The following is a 24,193-nucleotide window of genomic DNA, read 5'->3' as shown; positions in this document are numbered from 1 at the left end:
GAGACACTAATGAAACCGATTGGGGGAAAGATTGTTAATGAAATTTGTACTCTTTTTGAGCGGATTCATTGTTCTTATCATTATATGGCTTGTCTTAGATTTTAGATTAGGTCGAAGGAAGCATCTTTTAGCAGCAAACAAGGTAGAGACCGGCATCCTCCATGGAGAGTTTGAGCTGTTTACGCAGGGAAAGGAATTTTTCCGCAGTTATTTTACTGAGATACAGAAGGCCCAAAAACATATTCATGTCCTGTACTACATCGTGAAGAATGACAGCCTTGGACAGGAATTTTTCACCATTTTAAAAGAAAAGGCACGTGAGGGTGTCGAGGTCCGATTACTCATTGACCGCCTCGGCAGCTTAGAGATCAAGAAAAAAGAGGTTAAGGATTTAAGGAACGCTGGTATTCATATTGCCTTTAGTAATCGGGTGAAGCTCCCTTTCCTTTTTTATTCAGCCCAAGTCCGCAATCATCGGAAAATATCCATCATTGATGGGAAGGTCGGCTTTATGGGGGGATTTAATATTGGCAAGGAGTACATAGATGAGGACCCGAAGCTTAGCCCGTGGCGGGATTACCAGTTAAAAATCACGGGTGAAAGTATCAATTTTTTGCAGAGTGAGTTTTTAATTGATTGGAACGAATATGCAGACGAAAAGGTTTTTAACCAGCCCGAGTTTTTTCCTAAACTGATGAAAGGCAAGATTCGGCATCAATTTAATCCAACAGAGGCAGGGATGCTGGAGATATTTTTTATTCAATTAATTAAAAAAGCTGAACAATCCATTATCATTGGAACCCCCTATTTTATTCCAAGCATACCCATTTTTAATGAATTACTTGAAGCACGGCGGCGCGGCGTCACCATTACGCTCATTGTCCCCTACACCGCTGATCATATCCTTGTCCAAGAAGCCTCATATCGTTATTTACGAAAGCTTCTTAAAGAAGGCGCACAGGTTTATCAATATAAAAATGGGTTTTATCATGCAAAAACAATCCTGATTGATGATAGAATTTGTGATATCGGTTCGGCTAATTTCGATCGGCGCAGTTTATTTTTAAATAAAGAAATTAATTGCTATATTTATGATCCTGCCTTTATTGAACGCGTAAGACGGGTAATCAAAAAGGACATCCTTGATTCAAAGCCAATGTCCTTAGAGGATTTAACTAAACCAAACCTTTGGCGGTCTGTGAAGGAAACGGTCGCAGGAGCTGTCTGCCATTTTTTATAAGGGGGAGCGTTGGATGATAAAGATAAGGTTCGGGTATGTTTCACATGCGATTAGCTTATGGGATGCCTCCCCTGCTAAGGCACTTACCTTTACCCGATATAAGCAGCTCAGTGCGAGTGAGCGCAAAGAAAAGCTGCTTGAGGTGACAAGATTAAATCTCAACCATACATTACGGATGCTTTACTACAATCTTGCGCACGAAATCGAATTGTACCGGTTCTCAAGCTCCATTGTTCCGCTGGCCACTCATCCGGAGGTCCGCTGGGATTTTACCACTCCTTTTTTGAAGGAATGGCGTGAAATTGGGGAGCTAGTCAAACGGAATCAGCTGCGGGTCAGCTTTCATCCGAATCAGTTTACCCTGTTTACTTCACCGAAAATGACTATAACTGAAAATGCCGTGATTGATATGACCTACCATTATCAGATGTTTGAAGCGATGGGCATCACTGATAGGGGCCTGATTAATATCCATGTTGGCGGGGCTTATGGCGATAAAACAGCTGCATTGACAAGGTTTTATGAGAACCTGACCACTTTGCCTGCAGACATTAAAAAGGTAATGACGTTAGAAAATGATGATAAAACCTACACAGCGGAGGAAACCCTGACGGTGTGTGAAAAGGAGGGAATTCCTCTCGTGTTTGATTATCATCACCATATGGCCAACCTAAGTGAGGCTCCACTGGAGGTGCTTTTGCCGCGGATTTTCGCGACATGGTCAAATGTTGCAGTGATTCCTAAAGTCCATATTTCTTCTCCAAAAAATGAGAAAGAATTCCGCTCGCATGCTGATTTTGTTGATAGTGAATTTATTATGCCGTTTGTCCATTTATTGCGCGAAAGCGGGCAGGATGTTGATTTTATGATTGAGGCCAAGGCAAAAGATCAGGCTGCCTTAAAATTAGTAGAGGATTTAAGCAAACTGCGTGGATTTAAGCGGGTCAGCGGGGCCAGTATTGAAGTAAAGTAAAAGAGTCTCCGAATATGATGGAGACTCTTTTCTATTCCTCAATTAGGTTTAAAACCGGCACATCTCTTTCGTTGTCAGGCTCTTGGCGGGAATAAATCCTGGCCATTTTGGTGGCTTCGTCTACATGTTGAATAATCACAGGGTTTCCGTCATAGGTGACATTAATCATATCTGCTGATTCTAGTATTTCTTTTGCTCTTCCTACATTCATTTGCTAGTTTCACTCCTACTTATATTATCTATCATTAATATCTGCATTTTTTTGGAAGATATTCATGTTTTGGAAATTTTACTTGTATGTTGATTTCGCACATAACCAAAATAAAAAAGCCTCTCGTTTCCAATACGAGAGGCTTTGGTTTACATTTTTTCAGGAGCGGAAACTCCGATTAGGGCAAGTGCATTTTTTAGGGTAATTTGCACTGATTTTACTAAGGCAAGGCGTGCCTTTGTGCGTTCAGGATTTTCGCTGTCAAGCACCTTGTCCGCATTATAAAAGCTGTGGAACGCTGATGCCAATTCTAAGATATAGTTCGTAATACGGTGTGGTACACGCTTTATTGCGGCCTCACCGACAGCAGATGGAAATTCACCAATTTTCTTCAATAAGTCAATTTCCTTTTCAGAACCGATCAGTGAAAAATCAGCATCTGTATCTACATTAATTCCCTGCTCCCCGCCGGTACGGAGGATACTTGAAATCCGGGCATGGGCATATTGAGCATAATAGACTGGATTTTCATTTGATTCTGATACAGCCAAATCCAAGTCAAAATCCATATGAGTATCCGAGCTGCGCATTGCAAAGAAATAACGCGTCGCATCGAGGCCAACCTCATCGACCAAGTCACGCATGGTTACAGCCTTTCCGGTCCGCTTACTCATCTTCATTTTTTCACCGTTTTTATAAAGGTGAACTAACTGAATAATTTCCACCTCGAGGGCCTCACGGTCGTAACCTAAAGCTTGGATAGCCGCCTTCATCCGTGGAATATATCCGTGGTGGTCCGCACCCCAAATATTGATTAATTTTTCAAAACCGCGCTCAAGCTTGTCCTTATGGTAAGCAATATCAGGCGTTAGATAGGTATAAGAGCCATCTTGTTTGATGAGCACGCGGTCCTTATCATCACCGAAATCAGTTGAACGCAGCCATGTTGCGCCGTCCTGCTCGTAGATATAGCCTGTTTTACGAAGCGCCGCGAGCGCCTCATCGATTTTTCCATTTTTATAAAGGGAGGTTTCTGAGTACCATACATCAAAGCCAACGCGGAAATCTTCAAGGTCCTGCTTCAGCTTGGCCATCTCATATTTCAAACCGTATTCACGGAAAAATTCGAAACGTTCCTCATCCGCGACATTTACGTACTTATCGCCAAACTCTTCTGCTAAAGCCTTACCGATGCCGATGATGTCTGCTCCATGATAACCATCTTCCGGCATTTCCTTATCCATGCCTAATGCTTGGAAATAACGAGCCTCTACCGACAATGCTAAATTATTAATCTGGTTTCCGGCATCGTTAATATAGTACTCACGTGAAACATCGTAGCCAGCTTTTGCAAGAATATTGGAGAGTGAGTCCCCTACGGCCGCACCGCGGGCATGTCCAAGGTGAAGGTCCCCGGTTGGATTTGCCGAAACAAACTCTACTTGGACTTTTTCTCGGTTGCCGACAGTGGTTTCACCGTATTTATCTCCAGCTTGTAGAACGGTTGGAATTAAGTCTGTTAGATAAGCATTATTCATATAAAAATTAATAAATCCTGGTCCTGCTAGTTCAATCTTTTCAATGGAAGCCTTTGAGTGATCAAAATTAGCCACTAATGCCTCCGCAATCATTCTAGGCGCCTTTTTTGCCACCCTTGCAAGCTGCATCGCCATGTTAGTGGAATAATCACCATGGGCCTTTTCCTTCGGGATTTCAAGGATTACATCAGGAATCTGTTCTTCCGCTGCCAGACCGGCCTTGAGTACCGCCGCACGGATCTCTTCCTTTAGTTTTGTTTGTACCTGTTCTACTATGTTCATTTTTCATCCTCCTGAAAGGTTATCTCCAAATGGTAGGTTCCTGCAGGGGAACCCTGCATCGTAAAGTCATATAGAATATCAATCAGACCGTCAGTATGTTCCAGTCTTCTTGTCATCGTCATTGTTTCAAATACCCCAAACGGCATCTCATAGCTGCCTCTTAATTTCTTATGTAACTTGAACGGCAGGCGCATTTTTACTGCTCCGCCTCTTAAAATCAGTGCCTCATCTGACGCGACCTTTACAATCGTGCGAACAGTGCCTTCCTCCAGCACTTCCTCATATTTAAGAAAGGCTGCCCCGTCCTTTTCAAAATAACGGCCACACACCTTCAGCTCAATTGTCTCTGAACCCTCTTGCTGATGGATGGTTGTTTTTACATTTATCTTCATTGAAATTTCAGTAGTAGACAAACTCAAATCACACTTCCTTATTAAAAGGAATATATCATTCCCTTTAAGTTCCTCTTATTATCATCATAGACCTAAGTCCATTAACACATACTTTATCTATTATAAACTTAGACAACCAACAAATCAAAAGATGCCCGCCCCACATCGGGACAGGCACCAAATTTGGTGTCAGGCACCATTAACTATCAAAACATCGTGATTAAATAGTAAATGGTGACAGGCACCTTAAACGATTAAATCATTGTGATTATACAACAAATGGTGACGGCGCCATTATTTTACCCAGCCTAGGATCATTTCGCGGAGTAATTTGCTGGCTGTGTTGGCTGTTTGTTCTGATGGGTCATAGATTGGTGCAACTTCCACTAGGTCTCCGCCCACTACGTTGACTTCAGAGCGTGCAATCGCATGGATGGAGGCAAGTAATTCTTTTGAAGTGATTCCGCCGCAATCCACTGTTCCTGTTCCTGGCGCATGTGCTGGATCTAAAACATCAATATCGATGGTTACATAAACCGGACGGCCAGCCAGTGTTGGCAGAATTTCCTTTAATGGCTCAAGTACTTCAAATTTAGAAATATGCATGCCATTTTCCTTTGCCCATTGTAACTCTTCCTTCATACCAGAGCGAATTCCAAAGGAATACACGTTCTTTGGACCAATATGTTCAGCAATCTTACGGATAGGCGTTGAGTGTGATAACGGCTCGCCCTCATATTCCTCACGCAGGTCTGTGTGCGCATCAAAATGGATAATAGCTAAATCTGGATACTTTTTATACATAGCCTTCATGACCGGCCACGAAACTAAATGTTCGCCACCCATACCAAGCGGGAACTTGCCTGCTGCAAGGATTTGGTCTACAAACTCTTCGATCATATCAAGGCTGCGCTGGGCATTTCCAAATGGAAGGGGAATGTCACCGGCATCATAGTATTTTACCTCTTCAAGCTCGCGGTCAAGGTAAAAACTATACTCCTCAAGACCAATGGATACCTCACGAATACGGGCTGGGCCAAAACGTGAACCTGGTCGATAGCTCACCGTCCAATCCATTGGCATTCCATATAATACAACCTGACTATCTTCAAAATTCGGGTGGCTCTTAATAAACACATTGCCCGAATAAGCCTCATCAAAACGCATTTCAAATCCCTCTCTTTTATGTATTCCCGGTCACAAGAACTTTTTGTGACCGTTTATTTGGTTTATTTACTTCAATAAATCCCCTACAAACTTAGGCAAAACAAATGCTGCCTTATGCAGTTCTTTTGTATAATATTTTGTTTCAATCTCATGGAATCGGTCTTCGCCTACTTCTAATGGATCATATTTCTTTGAACCAATCGTAAATGCCCATAAACCGCTTGGGTATGTTGGAATATTGGCTACATACAAACGAGTAATCGGAAAAATCTCTCTGACATCACGTTGGACATTTCGGATTAGGTCTGCTTTAAACCACGGATTATCCGATTGTGCCACAAAAATTCCGTCTTCCTTTAACGCTTTAGAGATTCCAGCGTAAAAGCCTTTTGTAAACAAATTCACCGCTGGACCTACCGGTTCCGTAGAATCCACCATAATGACGTCATACTCATTGTCACTTTTGGCAATATGCATAAAGCCGTCATCCACACGGACATCCACCCTTGGATCATCGAGCTTACCAGCAATCTCAGGAAGAAATTTTTTTGAGTACTCGATTACTTTTCCATCAATATCAACTAAGGTAGCTTTCTTCACGCTTGGGTGCTTCAACACCTCACGGATCACACCGCCGTCCCCGCCGCCGACAACTAAAACGTTCTCAGGGTTTGGGTGGGTGAATAATGGCACATGTGCCACCATTTCATGATAAACAAATTCATCACGAACTGATGTCATGACCATGTCATCTAGCAGCAGCATGTTGCCCCACTCTTCGGTTTCAATCATATCAAGCTTCTGAAATTCGGTTTGCTCTGTATGTAAGGTTTTGTTGACTTTCATGGTAATCCCAAAGTTTTCAGTTTGCTTTTCTGTAAACCAAATTGACATAACCAACTTCCTTCCATATGCATAAAATCCAGCGGCCGCTTCCGCTTTTCTAATATGCTACCCAAACTATTGAATTACAAACATAAGAAAAAGTCTAGTAAAATTTAAAGAATTTTTTCATGAATGTTTAAAATGACTCTATTTTTTCAATACTATTACTATCTAATTTTAAAAAAACTCGATTTTTTCGATATCTAGCTGCAGCGCTTAGCCCCTCGAGGTCGCTTCGGTCCTGTCAATGAAGTCAAAGAACGACTTCATCGCCAGGACCTCCAGCGCTTGTCGGGGCTGACCAAAGCGCTTCCGCTTTTAATGTGGGGTGAATATGATGGAAATCATGACTGATCAAGGGTTTCGAAAGACAATTAAATACCTAAGGGCGTTTATTATCCTCAGTTTGATAGGCATGATTTGTTTGCTCATCCTTTTTGCCGGTATCCTTGGCTATGCAAAAATATTAGGAGCACCGCCGCTGGCTGTCCCGCAATCAACCTTATTTTTTGCCGATAATGGAACCTTAATCGGTGAAAGCAACAGCGGTCAAAAACGCTACTGGGTCAGAATGGAGGAGATTTCACCGGATTTGGTCAACGCCACCATTTCGGTCGAAGATAAGAACTTTTACCATCACCATGGCTTTGACTTTAAGCGGATTGCCGGAGCCGTTGTTGCAGATATTCAGGCTTTTGCGAAAGTACAGGGTGCGAGCACCATCACTCAGCAATATGCACGGAATCTATTTCTTGAACACGATAAAACATGGAAGCGTAAACTGAATGAGGCCTTCTATACCATTCGCCTAGAGATGAATTATTCAAAAAAGCAAATTCTTGAAGGCTATTTAAATACCATTTATTATGGCAACGGTGCCTACGGTGTGGAAGCTGCCAGCAAATATTATTTTGGAAAAAAAGCCTCCCACTTAACCCTTGCCGAAGCAAGTATGCTTGCAGGAATACCAAAGGGACCGGGAATCTATTCACCGTTCGCAAATATGGAAAAGGCTAAAACCCGTCAGGCAATTATTTTACAAACCATGGTGGAAAACGGCTATATTACGAAGAAGGAAGCACAGGCCGCCGCGATTGCGCCACTTAAATTAGCAGGGATTCACACTGCAAAAAAAGCAAAAGTAGCTCCTTATTTTCAGGATGCGGTCCGAAATGCACTTAAGAACCAGCTTCATTTAGATGATCGAACCATCGCTTTAGGCGGATTAAAGGTCTATACAACCCTTAATATAAAACAACAACAAGCGGCCGAAAAGCAAATTAATAAATATGTAGCCAGCTCTTCCGAGATTCAAATCGGACTTGTGGCCATGGACCCAAAAACGGGCGATGTGAAAGCAATGGTTGGCGGCAGAGATTATGAGAAAAGTCCATTTAACCGTGCCGTCCAAGCCATCCGGCAACCTGGCTCAACCATCAAGCCCCTGTTGTATTATGCGGCCTTAGAACATGGCTTTACCCCGTCTTCGACGATGCGAAGCGAATATACGACCTTCCATTTTGATGACGGACAGGCAGATTACACACCGCATAACTTCAATAATAAATATGCAAATGGGGAAATCACACTCGCCCAGGCACTTGCTGTGTCTGACAATATTTTTGCAGTCAAAACCCATTTATTTTTAGGGGAAGATACTTTAATTGAATCGGCTAAGAAATTCGGATTGTCCACTAAAATGTCAGAAGTACCTTCACTTGCTTTAGGAACCTCTGGTGTTCGTGTAATTGATATGGCCAATGCCTACAGCATGTTTGCTAATGGCGGAAAGCAGGTGCATCCGGAGTTAATTACAAGAGTGGAAGACTATAATGGAAATGTCATTTATGAAAAAGAAGACCATCATGAACGAGTTTTAAATGCAGCAAGAGCCTACGTGATGACGCAAATGTTAACGGGAATATTTGATTCGAAGTTAAACGGCTATGCCAAGGTAACAGGAAGTACCGTCCTTAAGGACATTACCAGACCATACGCTGGGAAATCCGGATCAACGGAAACGGACAGCTGGATGATCGGTTACTCTCCGCAGCTGGTTACAGCCGTCTGGGCAGGCTATGATGTCGGGAAGCCAATTGAAATGACTGCTGAAAAAACGTACGCGAAGAAAGTTTGGGCCAACTTTATGGAGGAAGCCTTGAAGGGGAAACCGGTTAGGGCGTTTAAGCCTCCAAAAGATGGTGTCATCGGATTATATGTGAATCCGCAAAATGGAAAACTGGCTACTAGGGATTGCCCTGTCCGCCGTTTTACGTACTATGTTAAAGGCACCGAGCCGACTGAATATTGCACCGACCACTTAAAGAATATCCACCATAAAGATAAAAAGAAAGCAGAAGAGAAAAAGGTACCTTGGTATAAGAAAATCATGCCATGGGAATAGAAAAGCTCCGGATTGCTCCGGAGCTTTTCTTGTCCTAGTTTTACCAGTGTTTTTCACACTGACTATATATTACCTTATTTTTAGAAAAAACTACAACTAAATAACTTGCAAATTTTTCTAAAAAAATTATTCGGCCAGGAGTCCTTTTTTCAGTTCCTCTGAAGAGTTCTCCCATAATACCTCATTGTGGGCACGTAAGAAATTGGCTAATACCTTTTTCGAAGGATCATCCATTACATCCACTATAATATGGCGTTTGAGTGATTTATCCATACGGTTCACATGCTCAGGCAAGGATTTATAGCCGCGGCGGATTTCACGGTCCACTGTCATATAACAAGCAGTCACACCGGCATAATAAGGACCTTCTTCATTTCGGTCAATAGTCACCCAAATCAGCCAATAAGGCTTGCCGTTTGGCACTTCTTCTTGTTTGGGCAAAAATTTAATCCCTTTTTCCACGGCACTTCGGGCATGCATCGCACCGATATCAATCTGCGCCTCGCCTGCTTCAATATCAATAAAAACAGGTGACACATTATCAAGGCTCAATGCCCCTTTTCCAAATCCTTTATGTCCCGCCATAGGGTCGGTTTTTTTTATAATATTAAAGCCCATTTTATTCTTATTTTCTTCCATTAAAACAATAACCTCCTAGAAAAACAGTGTGTAAAAGAAATTGCTTAATCCTTCCCTTACCCCCGGGACGACAATGCTAAAAATAGGCTGGATCGTAAAACGGTCAAGCGGGGTGATCACGAGAATTAAAAAGATCAGCATTCCGTATTGTTCATATTGTGTCATTTTTGCGCGAACATGATGAGGAGCGAGATCCTCAATAATTCTGTAGCCATCAAGCGGCGGCAGCGGGATCAGATTGAAGATGAATAAAACAATATTTAAATTAATAAAAATCATTAGGAATTCATCAAAATGGACAGAAGATTCTACGCCGAAACGCATGAGACCATAACCGACAATAAAACCAAGCGAGGCCAAAATCAAATTAGACAGCGGGCCGGCTACGGAAACAAGGATGCCGGCTAGACGCGGTTTTTTAAAGTAAAAACGATTAACCGGTACAGGACGAGCCCAGCCAAATCCCGCAAGAAAAATAAGGATGGTTCCGATTGGGTCTAGATGCTGCAACGGGTTGAGAGTCAGACGTCCTTGTTTTTTGGCAGTATTGTCGCCAAATTTATGAGCAACATAGGCATGGGCAAATTCATGAAATGTAAAGGCAAAGATAAGGGTAATCGCCACATAGGGAATTAACCGCAGTGGGTAGGCCAGATGGAATCCTTCCATTTGATTTCTCCTTCCTTATTAGAGACCGATGGGAAAATGAGCTAAACCATGTTTATATATGGTTCTTTCGTTCTGTATTAGTTTTAGTATAACTGATACTGCTTGTAAAAAGAAAATCAAAAGTGCACACAATATTGCACTTTTCTTGGGTTTGTGGAACACTACAAGTAGTTCGCTTAAAAGGAGGAGAAAAATTATGCCATATGTAACAGTCAAGATGCTAGAAGGACGCAGCGATGACCAAAAGCGTGCATTAGTTGAAAAAGTAACTGATGCTGTCAGCGAAACCACCGGTGCCCCAAAAGAGAAAATCACCGTCTTCATTGAAGAAATGAGCAAAAACAACTACGCAGTAGCCGGCGTCCGCGCAAGCGATAAATAAAATAAACGGTGACATTAATGGTGACAGGCACCGTTTATCACTCATAAATAGTAGAAAGGGTGCCTGTCACTAAAGAAAAAACCGCCCGAGTTGGTTTTCATCTGCCCGGCGGTTTTTTGATCTATATTATTGAATTTTGGTTTTGAGGGTTTCAATGTATTGATAGGCTTCCTCGATTTCAGCATGGGTATAACGCTGGCTGCTTTTTAAGGTGAATACCTTGTCGGTAACTTCTTCTTTTGAGAGATTATCAAAATACAAAACCGTTGAAACTAGCTCGAGGAATCTAGCATTTTGTTCGTTCATATCCATAAAACAATCCTCTAAACTTGGCATCTCTACTTTATTTAAGCTTAGAAATTCCTTCCCCGACTCTGTCAGTGTATAGCGATATTGGTAATATCCGCCCTTCTTTTCTTTTACTTCATTTAAGAACCCCATATTACAAAGTTCTTCTACCCTTGTTGTTAATTCCTCAGAATAAGGGCCGTAAAAATGAAACTGAAACCGCTCTTGAAAAGGGAAATCTACCTTCTTCGCAATATATATCATCTTCTGCAGCTTTTTCCTTCCGGTAATCTGACCAGAAACCATAATCGCCTGCATCAGCTTAGCATGATCTTTTAACAACATTCGTCATCTCCTACTCCATCTAAACAGATCTCTATTGGTGTCATACACCATTTCTCATATGTTCACTATGTTAAGATCTATAATGGTGACAGGCACCATTTCTAATGTTTTCAGCATGTTACTATTCTAAAAGGGCACGAATTTGCTTTTTTAGTTCGCTTTGGCTGGAGTTGTCTTCGATGAAGTCAGCCGGGTAATAGAGTTTGTGGTCCGTTCTCCTCTTTCCTGAAATCGCATCGACGATTTCTGATTCCCGGGATAACTCTCGTAATTCTCCGTTTTTCATCAATAAATGAATCGGCAGCCGTTCTTCTTCCTCACCTGGGCGGTAGAAATCATAAGGTAAATCCGAAGAGGAATCAACAATCAAATAATATTCAGGGTCGATTCCTGCTTTTTCAAATAGAACCGTTAATTCAGCAAGCTTCTTGTATTCTTTCGCAGGGTCAAACTCAGCATATTTAAATAAGTTGCGATTGACGAAGCGCCTGCAAAGGTCGCTTAATATCGCATCCTTTTCTTCTTGCCAAATCTGAAAATAATAAAAACAAACAGACTCATCCAATTTTAAATAGTCTTCTAATGTTACCTTCTCCTGGAAAAGAGACATGAAGTGGATAGGCTCAAGTTTAAAAGAGTAGTTATTCTCATACAAATACTTGGCGCGGTGGAGGATTTTCCTTAAAACCACTTCGGCACTGCGGGAGACAGGATGAAAGTATACCTGCCAATACATCTGATAACGGCTCATAATATAGTCCTCGACCGCATGCATGCCGCTCTTTTTGATCACGACCTGCTCTTCCTTAGGCCGCATGACCCTTAAAATTCGTTCCATATCAAATTGGCCGTAGCTGACCCCCGTAAAATAGGCATCCCGCTGCAAATAATCCATCCGGTCTGCATCTATCTGACTAGAAATCATGCTGACAACAAGCTTTTTCGCTGATGTTTTGGCTATGACCTCAGCAACTTGCGTGGGAAAATCAGGGCTTACTTTCAGGAGAACCTTGTTGACTTCAGTGTTCCCTAAAATAATCGCACGGGTTAGGTCTTCGTGGTCAAAATCAAATACTTTTTCAAACGAGTGGGAAAACGGGCCGTGCCCAAGGTCGTGGAGAAGTGCCGCACATAGAGTTAGAAGGCGTTCATCATCGTTCCATTCCGGTCTCCCTCTAAAAACATCATCGATAATGCGGCGGACAATTTCATATACTCCGAGCGAATGGTTAAATCTGCTGTGTTCTGCACCATGAAAGGTTAAAAAAGTGGTTCCGAGCTGCTTAATCCGGCGCAGACGCTGAAATTCTTTTGTTCCAATGAGATCCCAAATTACCCTGTCCTGGACATGAACATAACGATGTACGGGATCTTTAAACACTTTTTCTTCCGTTAACTTTTCAGCCGAATATTGCATGGAATACCCTCTTCCTAAAACAAATGCTACTTTCCTATTGCCAAATTTTGGCCAATCTAATCATTACTCCTATTATATACCAAAAAACAGCAAAATTCCGCACGATTTTTCGACATCAACAGACGTCATCCACCATTTACAACATCTACGCATTACTAATAGTGACAGGCACCAATTCTACTATTAGCATATGATTATTGGTGACAGGCACCCAATGGAACCAAACGTACCAAACAAAAAGAAAAACCACCTTTGGTCTAATTGGACGCAGGTGATCTTCTATGAATTACTATCTATTTCCACACAGGGATTTACTTAATCTTTTTATTTACCTTCTCCATTAATTCCTCTTCCGTTAATGCAGCTACGGGGCGGTTGTTAACAAAGGCAAAGGTTTTTTTTCGGCCGGGACCGCAATAAGATTGGCATCCAATTTTGATTTCGGCATCCGGATCCACTTCTTTCAAACGAGGGATCAATGTCTTTAAATTCACGGCCTGACAATCATCACAAACACGAAATTCATTCGACATTCCATCCACCCCTTTCTATCGTCAATCTATTATCTGTATCACTATTTTATCCAATAAACACAATTAGTAATTTGAAAACACAATTATCTTTTAAACAGTTTTACACCATAGGTATTTTACAGGTTCTTTTTTTCCAATGCAAGCCTCAGGTCATTAGCAACTCTTGTCAATCCTACTTAATCTTTTAGTTAAAAACTCTACTATCCTTGCAATCATTTTGGTATAAACCTTGAAAAAGTTGTCAATCCTAAGACTAGAACTTTAAAAAAACGTCAGTCAATGGAACTGACAAATTGGTAAAACTATCCAGGGAGTTGAAAAATATGAAAGTTCGTCAAGATGCATGGACAGATGAAAATGACTTACTATTAGCTGAAACCGTTCTTCGTCATGTAAGAGAAGGCAGTACTCAGCTAAATGCTTTCGAGGAAGTAGGAGACAAGCTTAACCGTACTTCAGCAGCTTGTGGCTTCAGATGGAATGCCGTCGTCCGCCACACCTATGAAAAAGCACTCCAACTAGCCAAAAAGCAGCGAAAACAAAGACAGCGAGTATTAGGAAAAGACCAAGGCGGCAAGAAAAAGCTGCTTTACAATCCTCCAGTCCCGGCTACAGATGAATTAGAAATATTAGCCCCAATTCATGTGGAAATGCCTATGGAAACCGCTGTTGAGATGCCAGAAATGCAGATAGAAATGGCCGAAGAAACCTTTGTTAAGCCAGCAGTCTCACAAACAACACAAACACAAACCTACCGTCAAGCAGTACCTGCGGGTGGTGCAATGTCACTTGATGCGGTTATCTCTTATTTACAAAACTTTCATCATGCCAATCTGCAAAATGAAGCACTAAAAAGTGAGAATGAAAGATTGAAAAGAGAAATTACCGAGTTAAGAAAGCAAAATGAGGAAATGACTGCAAAAATCGAAGGGCTGGAGCAAAATACCGAGACCATTCAAGAAGACTACGAGACCTTGATGAAAATCATGAACCGTGCCAGAAAACTTGTATTATTTGAAGAAGAGGAAAGACCCGCTACAAAATTCAAAATGGATCGTAACGGAAACCTTGAAAAAGTAGCAGAATAAATATTTTTCTTTGGGGAACTAAAGGGAGAAGAGTCAAAGCGTTGCAGCAACTTAATATAGGAAGCCGTAAATCTATTGAATAGATCTACGGCTTTTTTATTTGGGAGTATAAAATCGGGTGTTGATTTCCGCTCCTGGCACTCGCTTTCCGCGGGGAGCGCCGAGGAGGCTCCAATCAACAGGGAGATAAATCCACAGCTCAGATTAACTTATCTGATCCGCCATCTCAGCAATTTTCTCATTCCGTTCCATCACCCGCTGATAGTACCCAGGAAACAAGTCATGCTCGAACTCATTCAACTGTCCAGCATATAAGTATTCACTATTTGCTTTTAACTGTTTTAAGAGACGCAGCATCACATCAGCAATCGTCAATTCAACACCGAGTAATTCCGACAGCGAGGCCATAACCTCAGGAACCACCTCCGGATAGACAAATTTCGTTTGTTCCTCTTTTTTAGCCAGCTGATAAAATTCCCGTACTACCTCAGCCCGCCTTTGGCCGCTGCCATTTACACACAGATAAATCTGCACGGCCACCCCTCGTTTCAAACGACGCTGCGAAATCCCGGCAAACTTTTTCCCGTCGATACTCAAATCATAACTTCCCGGGCAATAAGAGCCGACAATTTCCCGCGCTTCAATTGGCTGAGGAAAATCAGCAAACATCTGCTGAACCAGCTGCCACATAGCATCATAACCGCGATTGATATCAATCCCTTTTTCGACTTCTGGGAAAATTAACGAGATATTAAGAACACCCTCATCCAGCACAACCGCTAATCCGCCGGAATTCCGGACAATCGGCTGATAGCCCTCTGAAGTCAAAAATTGAATGCCCTCCTGTAAAAATGGCAATCTTGTATCCTGTATCCCTAACACAATCGTATTATGATGAACCCAGGTCCTTGCAGTCGCCGGCGCCTTGCCTGCACCAACAGAGGCACATAAGGTATCATCCGTACCAAAAGATTGTAATGCTTGAAAATGAACTCCAACCGCCGACTGGTCAATGATCCGCCACTCGTGCTGCCGTAATAAACCTTCCATTTTTGTAACTCCTTAATGGTTTAATAGGATTAATTTTATCAAAAAGAAGCGAAATTAAACAGCCCGGCAGGGTTCACTCCTTTTCACACCCAGAAAAAAGAGCCAGCCTTAGCTAAGACCAGCTCATTCGTTCATTATTTTAACCCTTGTGCTGCCGTGATAAGAGCAAGCTTGTATACATCTTCCTCATTACAGCCGCGGGACAAGTCGTTAACAGGAGCATTTAAGCCTTGTAAAATCGGCCCTACAGCTTCAAAACCGCCTAAACGCTGAGCAATCTTATAGCCGATATTTCCAGCTTCAAGGCTAGGGAAAATAAACACATTTGCATCCCCTTGAAGGACAGAGCCAGGTGCCTTACTTTTTGCAACAGAAGGAACAAACGCTGCATCAAATTGGAATTCTCCATCTAAAACAAGTGATGCATCGCGGCGTTTAGCTTCAGCTACAGCCTCTGCCACGCGCTCCGTTTCAGGTGATTTCGCTGAACCCTTTGTAGAAAAGCTTAACATCGCAATCCGAGGCTCGATATCAAACATTTCTGCTGTTTTCGCACTCTCAATCGCGATTTCTGCTAAATCATTGCTATCCGGTGCAATATTGATCGCACAATCAGCAAATACATATTTTTCATCTTCACGTACCATGATGAACACACCAGAAGTTTTCTTCACGCCTGCTTTTGTTTTAATAATTTGCAATGCCGGGCGAACCGTATCAGCCGTTGAATGTGCTGCTCCGCTGACAAGACCGTGCGCTTTATTTAAATACACAAGCATCGTACCGAAATAGTTTTCATCCAATAAGATTTTGCGGGCATCCTCTTCGGTTACTTTCCCTTTACGGCGGTCAACAAATGCTGCAACCAATTCTTCCATCCCTGCATAGCTTGTTGGATCATAAATTTCTGCATTTTCAACAGAAACGCCAAGTTCCTGTGCTTTTGCCTGAACCTGTTCAATATTTCCTACCAAGATAGGTGTCATTAAATTTTCCTCAGCTAAACGGCTGGTTGCGCGAATAATGCGTTCATCTAATCCCTCTGGAAAAACAATTCGTAAATTGCGTCCAGAAATTTTTTGTTTTAACCCTTCAAATAAATCACTCACTACATTTATCCTCCCTTAAAAAAGCTTCTTCTTCTAGGATACTTTACCAAAGTAAAATTTCAAGCAATGTAAGTCACTGGCAGCGATTACACCAAAATGTTTTAGTTTTCTAAAAATTCCACTCCTCTTTTACTATTTACCCTTTTCATAAAAATATCCACTAGTCACCAATATAGAGTTTTATAAAGGCGCTGCTTGGTCAAACTATGATATAGTTAACATTGGTAATAAGAAGAATGATTATTTAGGAGTGATTATAATGAGTGAAGCAGCACAAACGCTTGATGGCTGGTATTGCCTTCATGATTTCCGTACCGTTGATTGGACAACTTGGAAAATGCTTTCAAGTGATGAGCGCGAGGCCGCGATTCACGAGTTTTTAAGTCTTGTTGAAAAATGGAACGCGACACAGGCACGCAAAGAAGGCAGCCATGCTTTATATACAATTGTTGGTCAAAAAGCCGATTTTATGATGATGATCCTTCGTCCAACCATGGAGGAACTAAACGAAATCGAAACCCAATTCAATAAAACTAAATTAGCGGAATTCACCATTCCTGCTCATTCCTATGTTTCCGTAGTTGAACTCAGCAACTACCTGCCAGCTGGTGAAGATCCCTATCAGAATCCACAAATCCTTGCACGACTTTACCCAACATTGCCAAAAGCCAAGCATGTCTGCTTCTATCCAATGGACAAGCGCCGTCAAGGCAATGATAACTGGTACATGCTGCCGATGGATGAGCGCCGCGGCCTTATGCGCAGCCATGGCATGATCGGCCGTACATATGCTGGGAAAGTTAAACAAATCATCACCGGTTCCGTTGGCTTCGACGACTACGAATGGGGTGTTACACTTTTCGCTGATGAGGTCCTTCAGTTTAAAAAACTCATTTATGAAATGCGTTTTGATGAGGTCAGCGCACGCTACGGCGAGTTCGGTGCCTTCTTCGTCGGCAATTTGCTTGAAGAAGAACGCGTTCCTCAATTCCTCCATGTATAATTCTTTTTTAAAAAGTTCTCGGGACTTGTTCCTTGAGAACTTTTTTCTGTTTTAGAGCACTTTTCTTTCAGTCATATTTCATACTTTTTCCTCATACTAATTAAACAGCGAGTCTAAAGATTAAGCTCCGAAAGTCTCATCAAAAAGAGGTGAGAAAAGAGCCGTAAAAACTGTCACCATTTTTGGTTCAATGGAGTATGAATAGAATCGTTAAGTCATTCGTCTATTACTTTACTTATGAATGAGTTTTTATGGGAGGGAAAAAGATGAGTCAATATTACAATCCTCAAGGATTTCAGCCTTATACGGATGCATCGCGCCAGCAAGGAGCACAGCCAATGGCTGGCGGGCAAGGCTTTATGCCAACTCAGGGCTTTCCGCAATTTCCGCCGGCTGGAGGGGGTATGCCAGCCACACCGCCGCCTCAGGGCGCTGCTGGAGCTCCTGGCATGCTGCCGATTGAGCAGTCATACATCGAAAATATTCTTCGCTTAAACAAAGGAAAATTGGTTACTGTATTTGCTACCTTTGAAGGAAATAACCAATGGAATGCCAAAGAATTTAAAGGAATCATCGAAGCTGCCGGTCGTGACCACGTGATTTTAAGTGATCCGCAGGTCGGCACACGATATCTCATTCCAATGGTCGCTGTTGACTATATTACATTCTCTGAAGAAATTGAATATGAATATCCATACGGGGCCGGTCCTACTTTAGGAAGTTACCCTCCGAGATAAATAAAACAGGCATTGGGAATTTCCCCAATGCCTGTTTTTCCTATTATAAGTTCTTAACCGCTCCAACAATCATTAACACCCAAGCAGCTAAAAAGCAAACTCCGCCAATCGGTGTAATTGCTCCTAAAACTCCAACCTTCGTTAAGCTGAGAAGATACAAGCTGCCGCTAAAGAAAATAATTCCCACGAGCATTAGCCATCCGGACCATGTAAAAAGAGAGCTCATTGGTACTTTGCCGAGAAGCAATGCGACAATAAGAATTCCAGTGGCATGAAACATTTGATAGGTAACACCCGTTTTCCAAATGTCCAGATAATGGGCATCCAGTCTATCCTTTAAACCATGAGCCCCAAACGCTCCGAGCGCCACTGCCAAAAAGGCATTGATTGCACCCACAATAATAAATGCTTTCATCGTAAAAATTCCCCCATCTTAAAAATCAAATAGTGAATCTCCATTTGCTTCATCGTCCATTTCAAGCTTTTTAGGCTGTTGTAAGGAAGATCCCTGCTGAAATACTTGTTGATTTATTAAAGGCTGTTGATAAACCTGCGGTGAGACTGCTGGTTGTGTCGGTGCGGCAGGCTTCGCACTCACCTGTTTTTCGTCCAAGATGAGTTCGCATAATATTTTAATAGAGTAAACCTTTTCCCGCAAGTTTTCTTCTCTCGTACTAGTTTTTGCTAATTTCAATTCATTTTCTATTTTCGCAAGTAACTTATCAACAGAAATATTCACTGATTACACCTCAAAATTTAATCTTGTTTATATTCTACCTGATTATCGACAAATTTACGAAAAAATAGACCATATCCACTTATTCGACATGTTTCACGTGAAACATGTCGGAAGAAAAGCGCAAGGCGCTGGAGCTGGACAATTCTCAAAGTCAAACAACAAAAACAAAGCCCGCACCATTCCTGGTACGGGTTCTCTGTTAACCTAGTATCCGCTGATAAATTGACTTTGCATGCGTTAAATCCTTTGTTCCGTGGATTAACGCACGTCCATCTTGAAAAATAACCATCCGTTCGGGACCCATTTCAACCGATAGCAAATAAGGGTTTCCCTTCACTTGGTACCCTAACGAACCAAGCTGGCCTGCTAACTTTTCAAGTGAAACCTCCCCTTGATTAGAAGGGCGAATTTGAACAGTATCCCGGCCGCAAAGAACGGTCGTCTTCGTCCTATTTTCATGATCTAAATAAGGATAGGTCCGCTCTTCACCGCAGGACAAACAGCCAGCAAATTTTGCTTTCGACATTTTTAAGCTCGTGTATTGATTCCGCCAAAGATCAAAGCTGACAAAGGTGGTCCGGACTGACTCCCAATCCTCAACCAGCATTTTTAATGCCTCAGCCGTCTGGTGGGCGATTACCATTTGAACGGCTGGTGAGATAATTCCGCCCGTATCACAGGTCATTCCCTGCAGCGGGATGGTCCTAAGCAAACAATTCAAACAAGGTGTTTTACCGGGAATAATCGAAAAACTCATGCCATAGCTGCCGACACAGGCACCATAAATCCAGGGAATCTTGTACTTTTGCGAGACATCATTCATAACCATTCGGGTTTCAAAGTTGTCGGTCGCATCCATCATCAAATCGATACCAGCGGCTAATTCTTCCAGCAGTTCTGGGGTAGCGTCACCGATGATTGCTCGTATCTCTACATCTGAATTAATTGCACGCAATCGTTTTTCTGCTGCTGCCGCTTTGGGAAGCTTACCTAAGACATCCTCTTCCGTATACAGCTGCTGGCGCTGCAAGTTGCTCTCCTCCACGTAGTCCCTATCGACAATCGTGATTCTGCCAACCCCGGCACGAGTCAGCACCTCCGCACTTCCAGAGCCTAATGCCCCTGCCCCAATGATTAGGACATGCTTTCCCCTTATTTTTTCTTGTCCTTCCTTGCCAATTCCGGGAAAAAGAACTTGCCTTGAGTAACGTTCATTCATCTATTCACCCTCCACTTACTGGTGGAATGAACGCTACCTCATCGCCCTCATGAATAACTTCATCATTAGAGGAAAACTCTTCATTGATGGCGGTCATCACGGTTTCCATGCGCGGCAGATCATATTTCTCGCAGAGCTCTGATTTCAATTGAGCAACTGTTTTACCTGCTGCATCTAAAGATAAAAACTCTGCACCAACCACATCTCGCAAATGGGCAAAAAACAAGACCTTATTCATCTAAATCACCTGCCTCAGGTTTACCAGTCGGATAAGCGACTGTCTCAAGCTGATTTCCCATCCATTCTTCGCCATCTTCCCAATGCTCTTTCTTCCAGATTGGGACGATTTCTTTAATCCGTTCAATCGCATAACGGTTGGCTTCATAAGCATCCGCGCGGTGCGGCGTTGATACCGCAATCACAACGGCTACATCGGTAATATCCAACCGGCCGACACGATGGGTGATGGCCGCCTTAGAACCCTCCCAGCGTTCTTCGATTTCACGGCCAATCTGTTCAAGCTTTTTAACCGCCATGGCTTCATAGGCTTCATAAATTAAAAATAGGGTTTTCTTGCCCTTGGTTAATTCCCGGACCGTCCCAATAAAGGTAGTAATCGCACCGGCGTCTCGCTGAACCACTTTATCAATCACCGCTTGAATATCAATCGGATCCTTGGATATTTCATACATCTTCATTTTCCACCTCTTCTGTCACACGCTTTGGCACGGCATGTTCCACAACTTGGTAACCGCCGATTTTCTCCACCTCTTCTTTGAAAGCAGGAGACTGGATAATTTCGATTACCTGCCGGCCGCTGTCACTTTCGTAAAACTCGCGTTTCATGACTAAATCGTATTCTTCATCGGCAACCGGAATAAAATCTAACCCCATTGCCTTTGCAGCTGGATAGATTCCCAGCCCGGCACCGTGTTCATCACTTTTCACCTCTGCCGCCACCGCTAAATGGGAGAACATTTCACGGTCATATCCGTTAATTTCATCCGCTGTAAGGCCCGCCTCATCCAGAAGCAAATCAAACAATATGCGGGTGCCGGCTCCTTTTTGGCGGTTAACAAAGTTTGCGTCGGTGCGGACTAAATCTGTTACGTTTTCTATTCCCAGGGGATTGCCTTGTGGCAGGATCCAACCCTGCTTCCTTTTTAAAAAGGGATAAAGAACCACATCTTGACCTGCTAATAGTTTGTTAACGTAAGATCTATTGTACTGTTTTGTACTTGGGTCTAGCAAATGAATGCCCGCTACATGGGCCTCGCCTTTTCGTATGGCCATGATGCCGGCCATGCTGCCGACATGGGAGGAGACGATTTTCCTCTCGGTCCGAGCCCGCTTCAGGTGGGATGATAACAGATCGATGGTTAGATCATGGCTTCCGCTAAACACGATGGCATTTTTGATTTCCTCAAGCGGCTTAAATAGTTCGACTTCAGCTGTATCGCCCTGCTCATAGCCGCTGATGTTTGGCGGGACGATCAGCAGGCCGTCAGCCCTGACATAGGACATGGTCACACCTGCGGCGCGGGTAAGCGGGTTGGCCACAAATTGTCCATTCACAAAGCCGATGTTCATTCGGATAAAATCCTCCGCTCCCATTGCTGAGACAATCCGACGGCCAAGCTTGACGGGTACCGTTTGCCTCTTTGGAACAGGAATCCCCAAATACTTGCAGATTAATGGCTGCACAAACCATTCGAGCGCCAAATAGGCAGATACGGGATAACCTGGAACACCAACGACGATTTTGTCGTTTATTTTTCCTAAAATAACGGGTTTGCCCGGCCGTGCGGCGACCCCATGGGTAAACACTTCCCCGATTTCATCAATAATATGGACGGTAAAATCCTTTCGTCCCGCTGAAGATCCGGCATTAATCACAATAATATCAGAGGTTTCCGCTGCCTTAAGGAGTACTTCCTTTATTTTCTCCGGCTCGTCCTTAACGATGCTGTGAAGGCGCGGTTCGCCGCCCCAATCCCTAACAAATCCGGAAAACACTGTACCATTGAATTCAATAATTTTACCTGGTGATAAATCAGCGTGCGCTTCGACTAACTCGTTTCCTGTTGGGATAATGGCTACGACCGGTTTCTTTACAACCGGTACCATTAGCTCCTGTGCGGCCAACAGCACACCTAAATCTGCAGGTCTTAAGGTATGGCCTTGCGAAAAAAGCATCTCTTCCTGGACAATATCCTCGCCAATCGGACGAATATGCTGCCATGGTGTTGCCGGTTCAATAATTTCAATCGTTTCATCATCAACGATATGGACATACTCAATCATAATTACCGCATTGAAGGGGGAAGGAATTGCGTTCCCTGTATCGACAAAGCAACATTGTTCACCTATCTTAAGATAGAGCGGATTTTGCTCGTGCGCCTGGTAGGTACTTTCCGCGACAACGGCAATCCCGTCCATTGCGGAGGCGTGGTAGTGCGGCATAGATACATGCGCAAAGATTGGCTCTGCAGTCACACGGCCTAAAGCATCCACCACTGGAATCGTTTCAATTTCAGCGGTCTGCAAAAAGGCGGCAAGAATTTCATCTCTTGCTTCTGCCCGGGGTTTATCTTCTAAATATATTTTTCGTTTATATTGCTTCTGTTCCATTGACTTTAGACCCCCTACCTTGATGGAATGACAGGGACCGATTCCCCCTGTGAAACGCCTTCTTTTTCTGAATGAATCTCGACGATCCCATCGCTTTTTACCAATGTGGTAATCAAACCGGATTTTCCAATAATCGGCTCAGCCCACCATTCGCCTTCCTTTTCAAACAATCGGACGCGGATAAAATCCGCCCGGCCCATGGAGGATGGAATATTCTTCGTTATTTTTGCAAAAATCCGCTCTGGTTTACGCTCGCACTTTTCTCCTTTTAGATGGCGGAGGATCCGTTCACCAAATAGTTTAAAAATAATCATTGCACTTGCAGGGTGTCCCGGGAGACCAATGACTGGTTTTCCGTCTGCTAATGCTAGTATCGTAGGTTTCCCCGGCTTGATGCTAATTCCATGGACGAATACCCCTGGTTCTCCTAACGATTGAATGACATCGGTTGTATAGTCCTTTGCCCCAACTGAACTTCCGCCCGAAAGAATTAAACAATCCACTTGATCATAAAGGGCCTTTGCCCTGCTTTGAAACTCCATAAAATCATCGCGGACAATCCCGCCGTATAGGACATCAACATTCCACTCGTTTGCCAGCCCGGCAATGGTTAGATAATTAATATCCCGGATATGCCCTTCTCTTAGTGTTTCCGTTTGATAGGGGACAATTTCATCGCCTGATGACAGGTAGCCGACCGTCAATTTTTTAAAGACTGTCACATGTGTGACTCCTAAAGAGGCTAGAGCGCCTAATTCCTGGGGCCTAAGCTTCGTGCCGCTTTCCAGCAGAATTTCACCTTCGGTAATGTCTTCTCCTGCACGAATGACATTCTCACCCGGTGCGATTTGCTTATAAGTATTGAGGAGAGTATCTACATCCTCGCAATGTTCAATCATAATAACGCTGTCACTGCCCTTAGGAAGCATGCCGCCTGTCGGTACGTAAACCACTTTTCCTTGGGTTACTTCTGCGGTTGGGACCTCGCCCATTTTTACTTCACCCGCAATGGTTAAAAAGCCTGGCATGGATTCAGAGGAACCATACGTATCTTTCGCACGGACGGCGTATCCATCTACAGTTGAGCGGTCGAAACTCGGTACATTTTCCTTGGCTGCCACCGGGCTTGCTAAAATGTAATGAAGTGCTTCACTCAGCTCCCTAACCTCGGTTTGCTTGATTGCCGGTATCTTTTCATCTATTAAGGCAAATGTTTCTTCAACTGTTTTCACTTTGAAAAATTGCATGGTCC

General features: G+C 43.0%; 26 protein-coding genes. 7 read left to right on the top strand and 19 right to left on the bottom strand.

Going from position 1 to position 24,193, the window contains the following annotated elements:
• The first annotated feature begins 37 nt into the window (after positions 1-37).
• Both cls and uvsE read left to right on the top strand, forming a co-directional pair.
• Positions 38-1,240 (top strand): cardiolipin synthase, encoded by a 1,203-nt coding sequence (gene cls / locus CVD27_RS13195; protein ID WP_101648373.1) that lies wholly within the window; start codon positions 38-40, stop codon positions 1,238-1,240.
• A 16-nt stretch (positions 1,241-1,256) separates the two neighbouring features.
• Positions 1,257-2,213 carry a UV DNA damage repair endonuclease UvsE gene (uvsE, locus tag CVD27_RS13190; protein WP_101648393.1) on the top strand — a complete coding sequence of 319 codons (957 nt, stop codon included), beginning with the start codon at positions 1,257-1,259 and terminating at the stop codon, positions 2,211-2,213.
• A gap of 31 nt (positions 2,214-2,244) precedes the next feature.
• Here the strand turns inward: uvsE and CVD27_RS13185 are convergent, their stop codons facing one another.
• The 5 genes from CVD27_RS13185 to speE form a co-directional block, all read right to left on the bottom strand.
• Positions 2,245-2,424, bottom strand: a complete 180-nt coding sequence (locus tag CVD27_RS13185; RefSeq protein WP_101648372.1) for an H-type small acid-soluble spore protein — start codon at positions 2,422-2,424, stop codon at positions 2,245-2,247.
• Between the two features lie 149 nt (positions 2,425-2,573).
• Positions 2,574-4,244 carry an arginine--tRNA ligase gene (gene argS / locus CVD27_RS13180; protein WP_101648371.1) on the bottom strand — a complete coding sequence of 557 codons (1,671 nt, stop codon included), beginning with the start codon at positions 4,242-4,244 and terminating at the stop codon, positions 2,574-2,576.
• Entirely contained in the window at positions 4,241-4,636 is a 396-nt protein-coding gene (locus tag CVD27_RS13175) for a DUF1934 domain-containing protein (RefSeq protein ID WP_101648392.1), read from the bottom strand. The genes argS and CVD27_RS13175 overlap by 4 nt, the downstream gene beginning before the upstream one ends.
• A 294-nt stretch (positions 4,637-4,930) precedes the next feature.
• Positions 4,931-5,803: an agmatinase gene (gene speB, locus CVD27_RS13170; protein ID WP_101648370.1), complete on the bottom strand. Its 873-nt coding sequence runs from the start codon at positions 5,801-5,803 to the stop codon at positions 4,931-4,933.
• Positions 5,804-5,869: 66 nt separating this feature from the next.
• Positions 5,870-6,697, bottom strand: coding sequence for a spermidine synthase (gene speE / locus CVD27_RS13165; protein WP_101648369.1), 828 nt, complete (start codon positions 6,695-6,697; stop codon positions 5,870-5,872).
• 328 nt (positions 6,698-7,025) lie between these two features.
• Between speE and CVD27_RS13160 the strand changes: the two genes are divergently transcribed.
• A complete protein-coding gene (locus CVD27_RS13160; protein ID WP_101648368.1) occupies positions 7,026-9,092 on the top strand; it encodes a transglycosylase domain-containing protein in 2,067 nt (688 codons plus the stop codon).
• A gap of 126 nt (positions 9,093-9,218) precedes the next feature.
• On the opposite strand, the gene CVD27_RS13155 is transcribed toward CVD27_RS13160, so the two are convergent.
• On the bottom strand, positions 9,219-9,731 hold the full coding sequence (locus CVD27_RS13155; RefSeq protein WP_101648367.1) for a YwhD family protein: 513 nt from the start codon (positions 9,729-9,731) through the stop codon (positions 9,219-9,221).
• A 15-nt stretch (positions 9,732-9,746) separates the two neighbouring features.
• Positions 9,747-10,400: a site-2 protease family protein gene (locus CVD27_RS13150; protein ID WP_101648366.1), complete on the bottom strand. Its 654-nt coding sequence runs from the start codon at positions 10,398-10,400 to the stop codon at positions 9,747-9,749.
• A 196-nt stretch (positions 10,401-10,596) separates the two neighbouring features.
• Here CVD27_RS13150 and CVD27_RS28735 point away from each other — a divergent pair, with 196 nt between their 5' ends.
• Positions 10,597-10,782 (top strand): 2-hydroxymuconate tautomerase, encoded by a 186-nt coding sequence (locus CVD27_RS28735; RefSeq protein WP_101648365.1) that lies wholly within the window; start codon positions 10,597-10,599, stop codon positions 10,780-10,782.
• A 126-nt stretch (positions 10,783-10,908) separates the two neighbouring features.
• On the opposite strand, the gene CVD27_RS13140 is transcribed toward CVD27_RS28735, so the two are convergent.
• The 3 genes from CVD27_RS13140 to CVD27_RS13130 all read right to left on the bottom strand — a co-directional run bounded on the left by CVD27_RS13140 (position 10,909) and on the right by CVD27_RS13130 (position 13,365).
• Entirely contained in the window at positions 10,909-11,412 is a 504-nt protein-coding gene (locus CVD27_RS13140; RefSeq protein ID WP_101648391.1) for a YwgA family protein, read from the bottom strand.
• A gap of 124 nt (positions 11,413-11,536) precedes the next feature.
• Positions 11,537-12,832, bottom strand: coding sequence for an HD domain-containing protein (locus CVD27_RS13135; protein WP_101648364.1), 1,296 nt, complete (start codon positions 12,830-12,832; stop codon positions 11,537-11,539).
• A gap of 311 nt (positions 12,833-13,143) precedes the next feature.
• Positions 13,144-13,365: a DUF1450 domain-containing protein gene (locus CVD27_RS13130; protein WP_101648363.1), complete on the bottom strand. Its 222-nt coding sequence runs from the start codon at positions 13,363-13,365 to the stop codon at positions 13,144-13,146.
• A 323-nt stretch (positions 13,366-13,688) separates the two neighbouring features.
• On the opposite strand from CVD27_RS13130, the gene CVD27_RS13125 reads away from it, so the two are divergent.
• Positions 13,689-14,453, top strand: a complete 765-nt coding sequence (locus tag CVD27_RS13125) for an RsfA family transcriptional regulator (RefSeq protein WP_101648362.1) — start codon at positions 13,689-13,691, stop codon at positions 14,451-14,453.
• A 204-nt stretch (positions 14,454-14,657) separates the two neighbouring features.
• Here the strand turns inward: CVD27_RS13125 and CVD27_RS13120 are convergent, their stop codons facing one another.
• Together CVD27_RS13120 and pta are read right to left on the bottom strand one after the other, a co-directional pair.
• Positions 14,658-15,503, bottom strand: a complete 846-nt coding sequence (locus CVD27_RS13120; protein ID WP_101648361.1) for a lipoate--protein ligase family protein — start codon at positions 15,501-15,503, stop codon at positions 14,658-14,660.
• Positions 15,504-15,637: 134 nt separating this feature from the next.
• Positions 15,638-16,612, bottom strand: coding sequence for a phosphate acetyltransferase (gene pta, locus CVD27_RS13115; RefSeq protein ID WP_101648360.1), 975 nt, complete (start codon positions 16,610-16,612; stop codon positions 15,638-15,640).
• A gap of 259 nt (positions 16,613-16,871) precedes the next feature.
• Here pta and hemQ point away from each other — a divergent pair, with 259 nt between their 5' ends.
• The gene (gene hemQ, locus CVD27_RS13110) at positions 16,872-17,615 is read left to right on the top strand and encodes a hydrogen peroxide-dependent heme synthase (RefSeq protein WP_101648359.1); all 744 of its coding nucleotides are present in this window, start codon (positions 16,872-16,874) and stop codon (positions 17,613-17,615) included.
• Positions 17,616-17,881: 266 nt separating this feature from the next.
• Positions 17,882-18,352 (top strand): spore coat protein GerQ, encoded by a 471-nt coding sequence (gerQ, locus tag CVD27_RS13105; protein ID WP_180960270.1) that lies wholly within the window; start codon positions 17,882-17,884, stop codon positions 18,350-18,352.
• 43 nt (positions 18,353-18,395) lie between these two features.
• Here gerQ and CVD27_RS13100 read toward each other — a convergent pair whose 3' ends face one another.
• From CVD27_RS13100 to CVD27_RS13070, 7 genes are all read right to left on the bottom strand, one after another.
• Entirely contained in the window at positions 18,396-18,767 is a 372-nt protein-coding gene (locus CVD27_RS13100) for a DUF423 domain-containing protein (RefSeq protein WP_101648358.1), read from the bottom strand.
• Between the two features lie 18 nt (positions 18,768-18,785).
• Entirely contained in the window at positions 18,786-19,091 is a 306-nt protein-coding gene (locus CVD27_RS13095) for a YwdI family protein (protein ID WP_101648357.1), read from the bottom strand.
• Between the two features lie 199 nt (positions 19,092-19,290).
• The gene (locus tag CVD27_RS13090) at positions 19,291-20,310 is read right to left on the bottom strand and encodes a thiazole biosynthesis adenylyltransferase ThiF (protein WP_101648356.1); all 1,020 of its coding nucleotides are present in this window, start codon (positions 20,308-20,310) and stop codon (positions 19,291-19,293) included.
• Positions 20,311-20,314: 4 nt separating this feature from the next.
• Positions 20,315-20,548 carry a molybdopterin converting factor subunit 1 gene (gene moaD, locus CVD27_RS13085; protein WP_101648355.1) on the bottom strand — a complete coding sequence of 78 codons (234 nt, stop codon included), beginning with the start codon at positions 20,546-20,548 and terminating at the stop codon, positions 20,315-20,317.
• Complete coding sequence (locus CVD27_RS13080; RefSeq protein ID WP_180960269.1) at positions 20,541-21,008, bottom strand: molybdenum cofactor biosynthesis protein MoaE; 468 nt, start codon at positions 21,006-21,008, stop codon at positions 20,541-20,543. The genes moaD and CVD27_RS13080 overlap by 8 nt, the downstream gene beginning before the upstream one ends.
• Positions 20,995-22,941, bottom strand: a complete 1,947-nt coding sequence (locus CVD27_RS13075; protein ID WP_101648353.1) for a molybdopterin biosynthesis protein — start codon at positions 22,939-22,941, stop codon at positions 20,995-20,997. Before CVD27_RS13075 ends, CVD27_RS13080 begins: the two co-directional genes overlap by 14 nt.
• Before the next feature lie 14 nt (positions 22,942-22,955).
• Positions 22,956-24,188 (bottom strand): molybdopterin molybdotransferase MoeA, encoded by a 1,233-nt coding sequence (locus tag CVD27_RS13070; RefSeq protein WP_101648352.1) that lies wholly within the window; start codon positions 24,186-24,188, stop codon positions 22,956-22,958.
• Between the last annotated feature and the right edge of the window lie 5 nt (positions 24,189-24,193).

It is taken from the genome of Neobacillus cucumis (assembly GCF_002860255.1).
Lineage (GTDB): Bacteria > Bacillota > Bacilli > Bacillales > Cytobacillaceae > Neobacillus > Neobacillus cucumis_A.
Note: the sequence above shows the minus strand (reverse complement) of the source record. Positions and strands in the feature narration are given on the sequence as shown.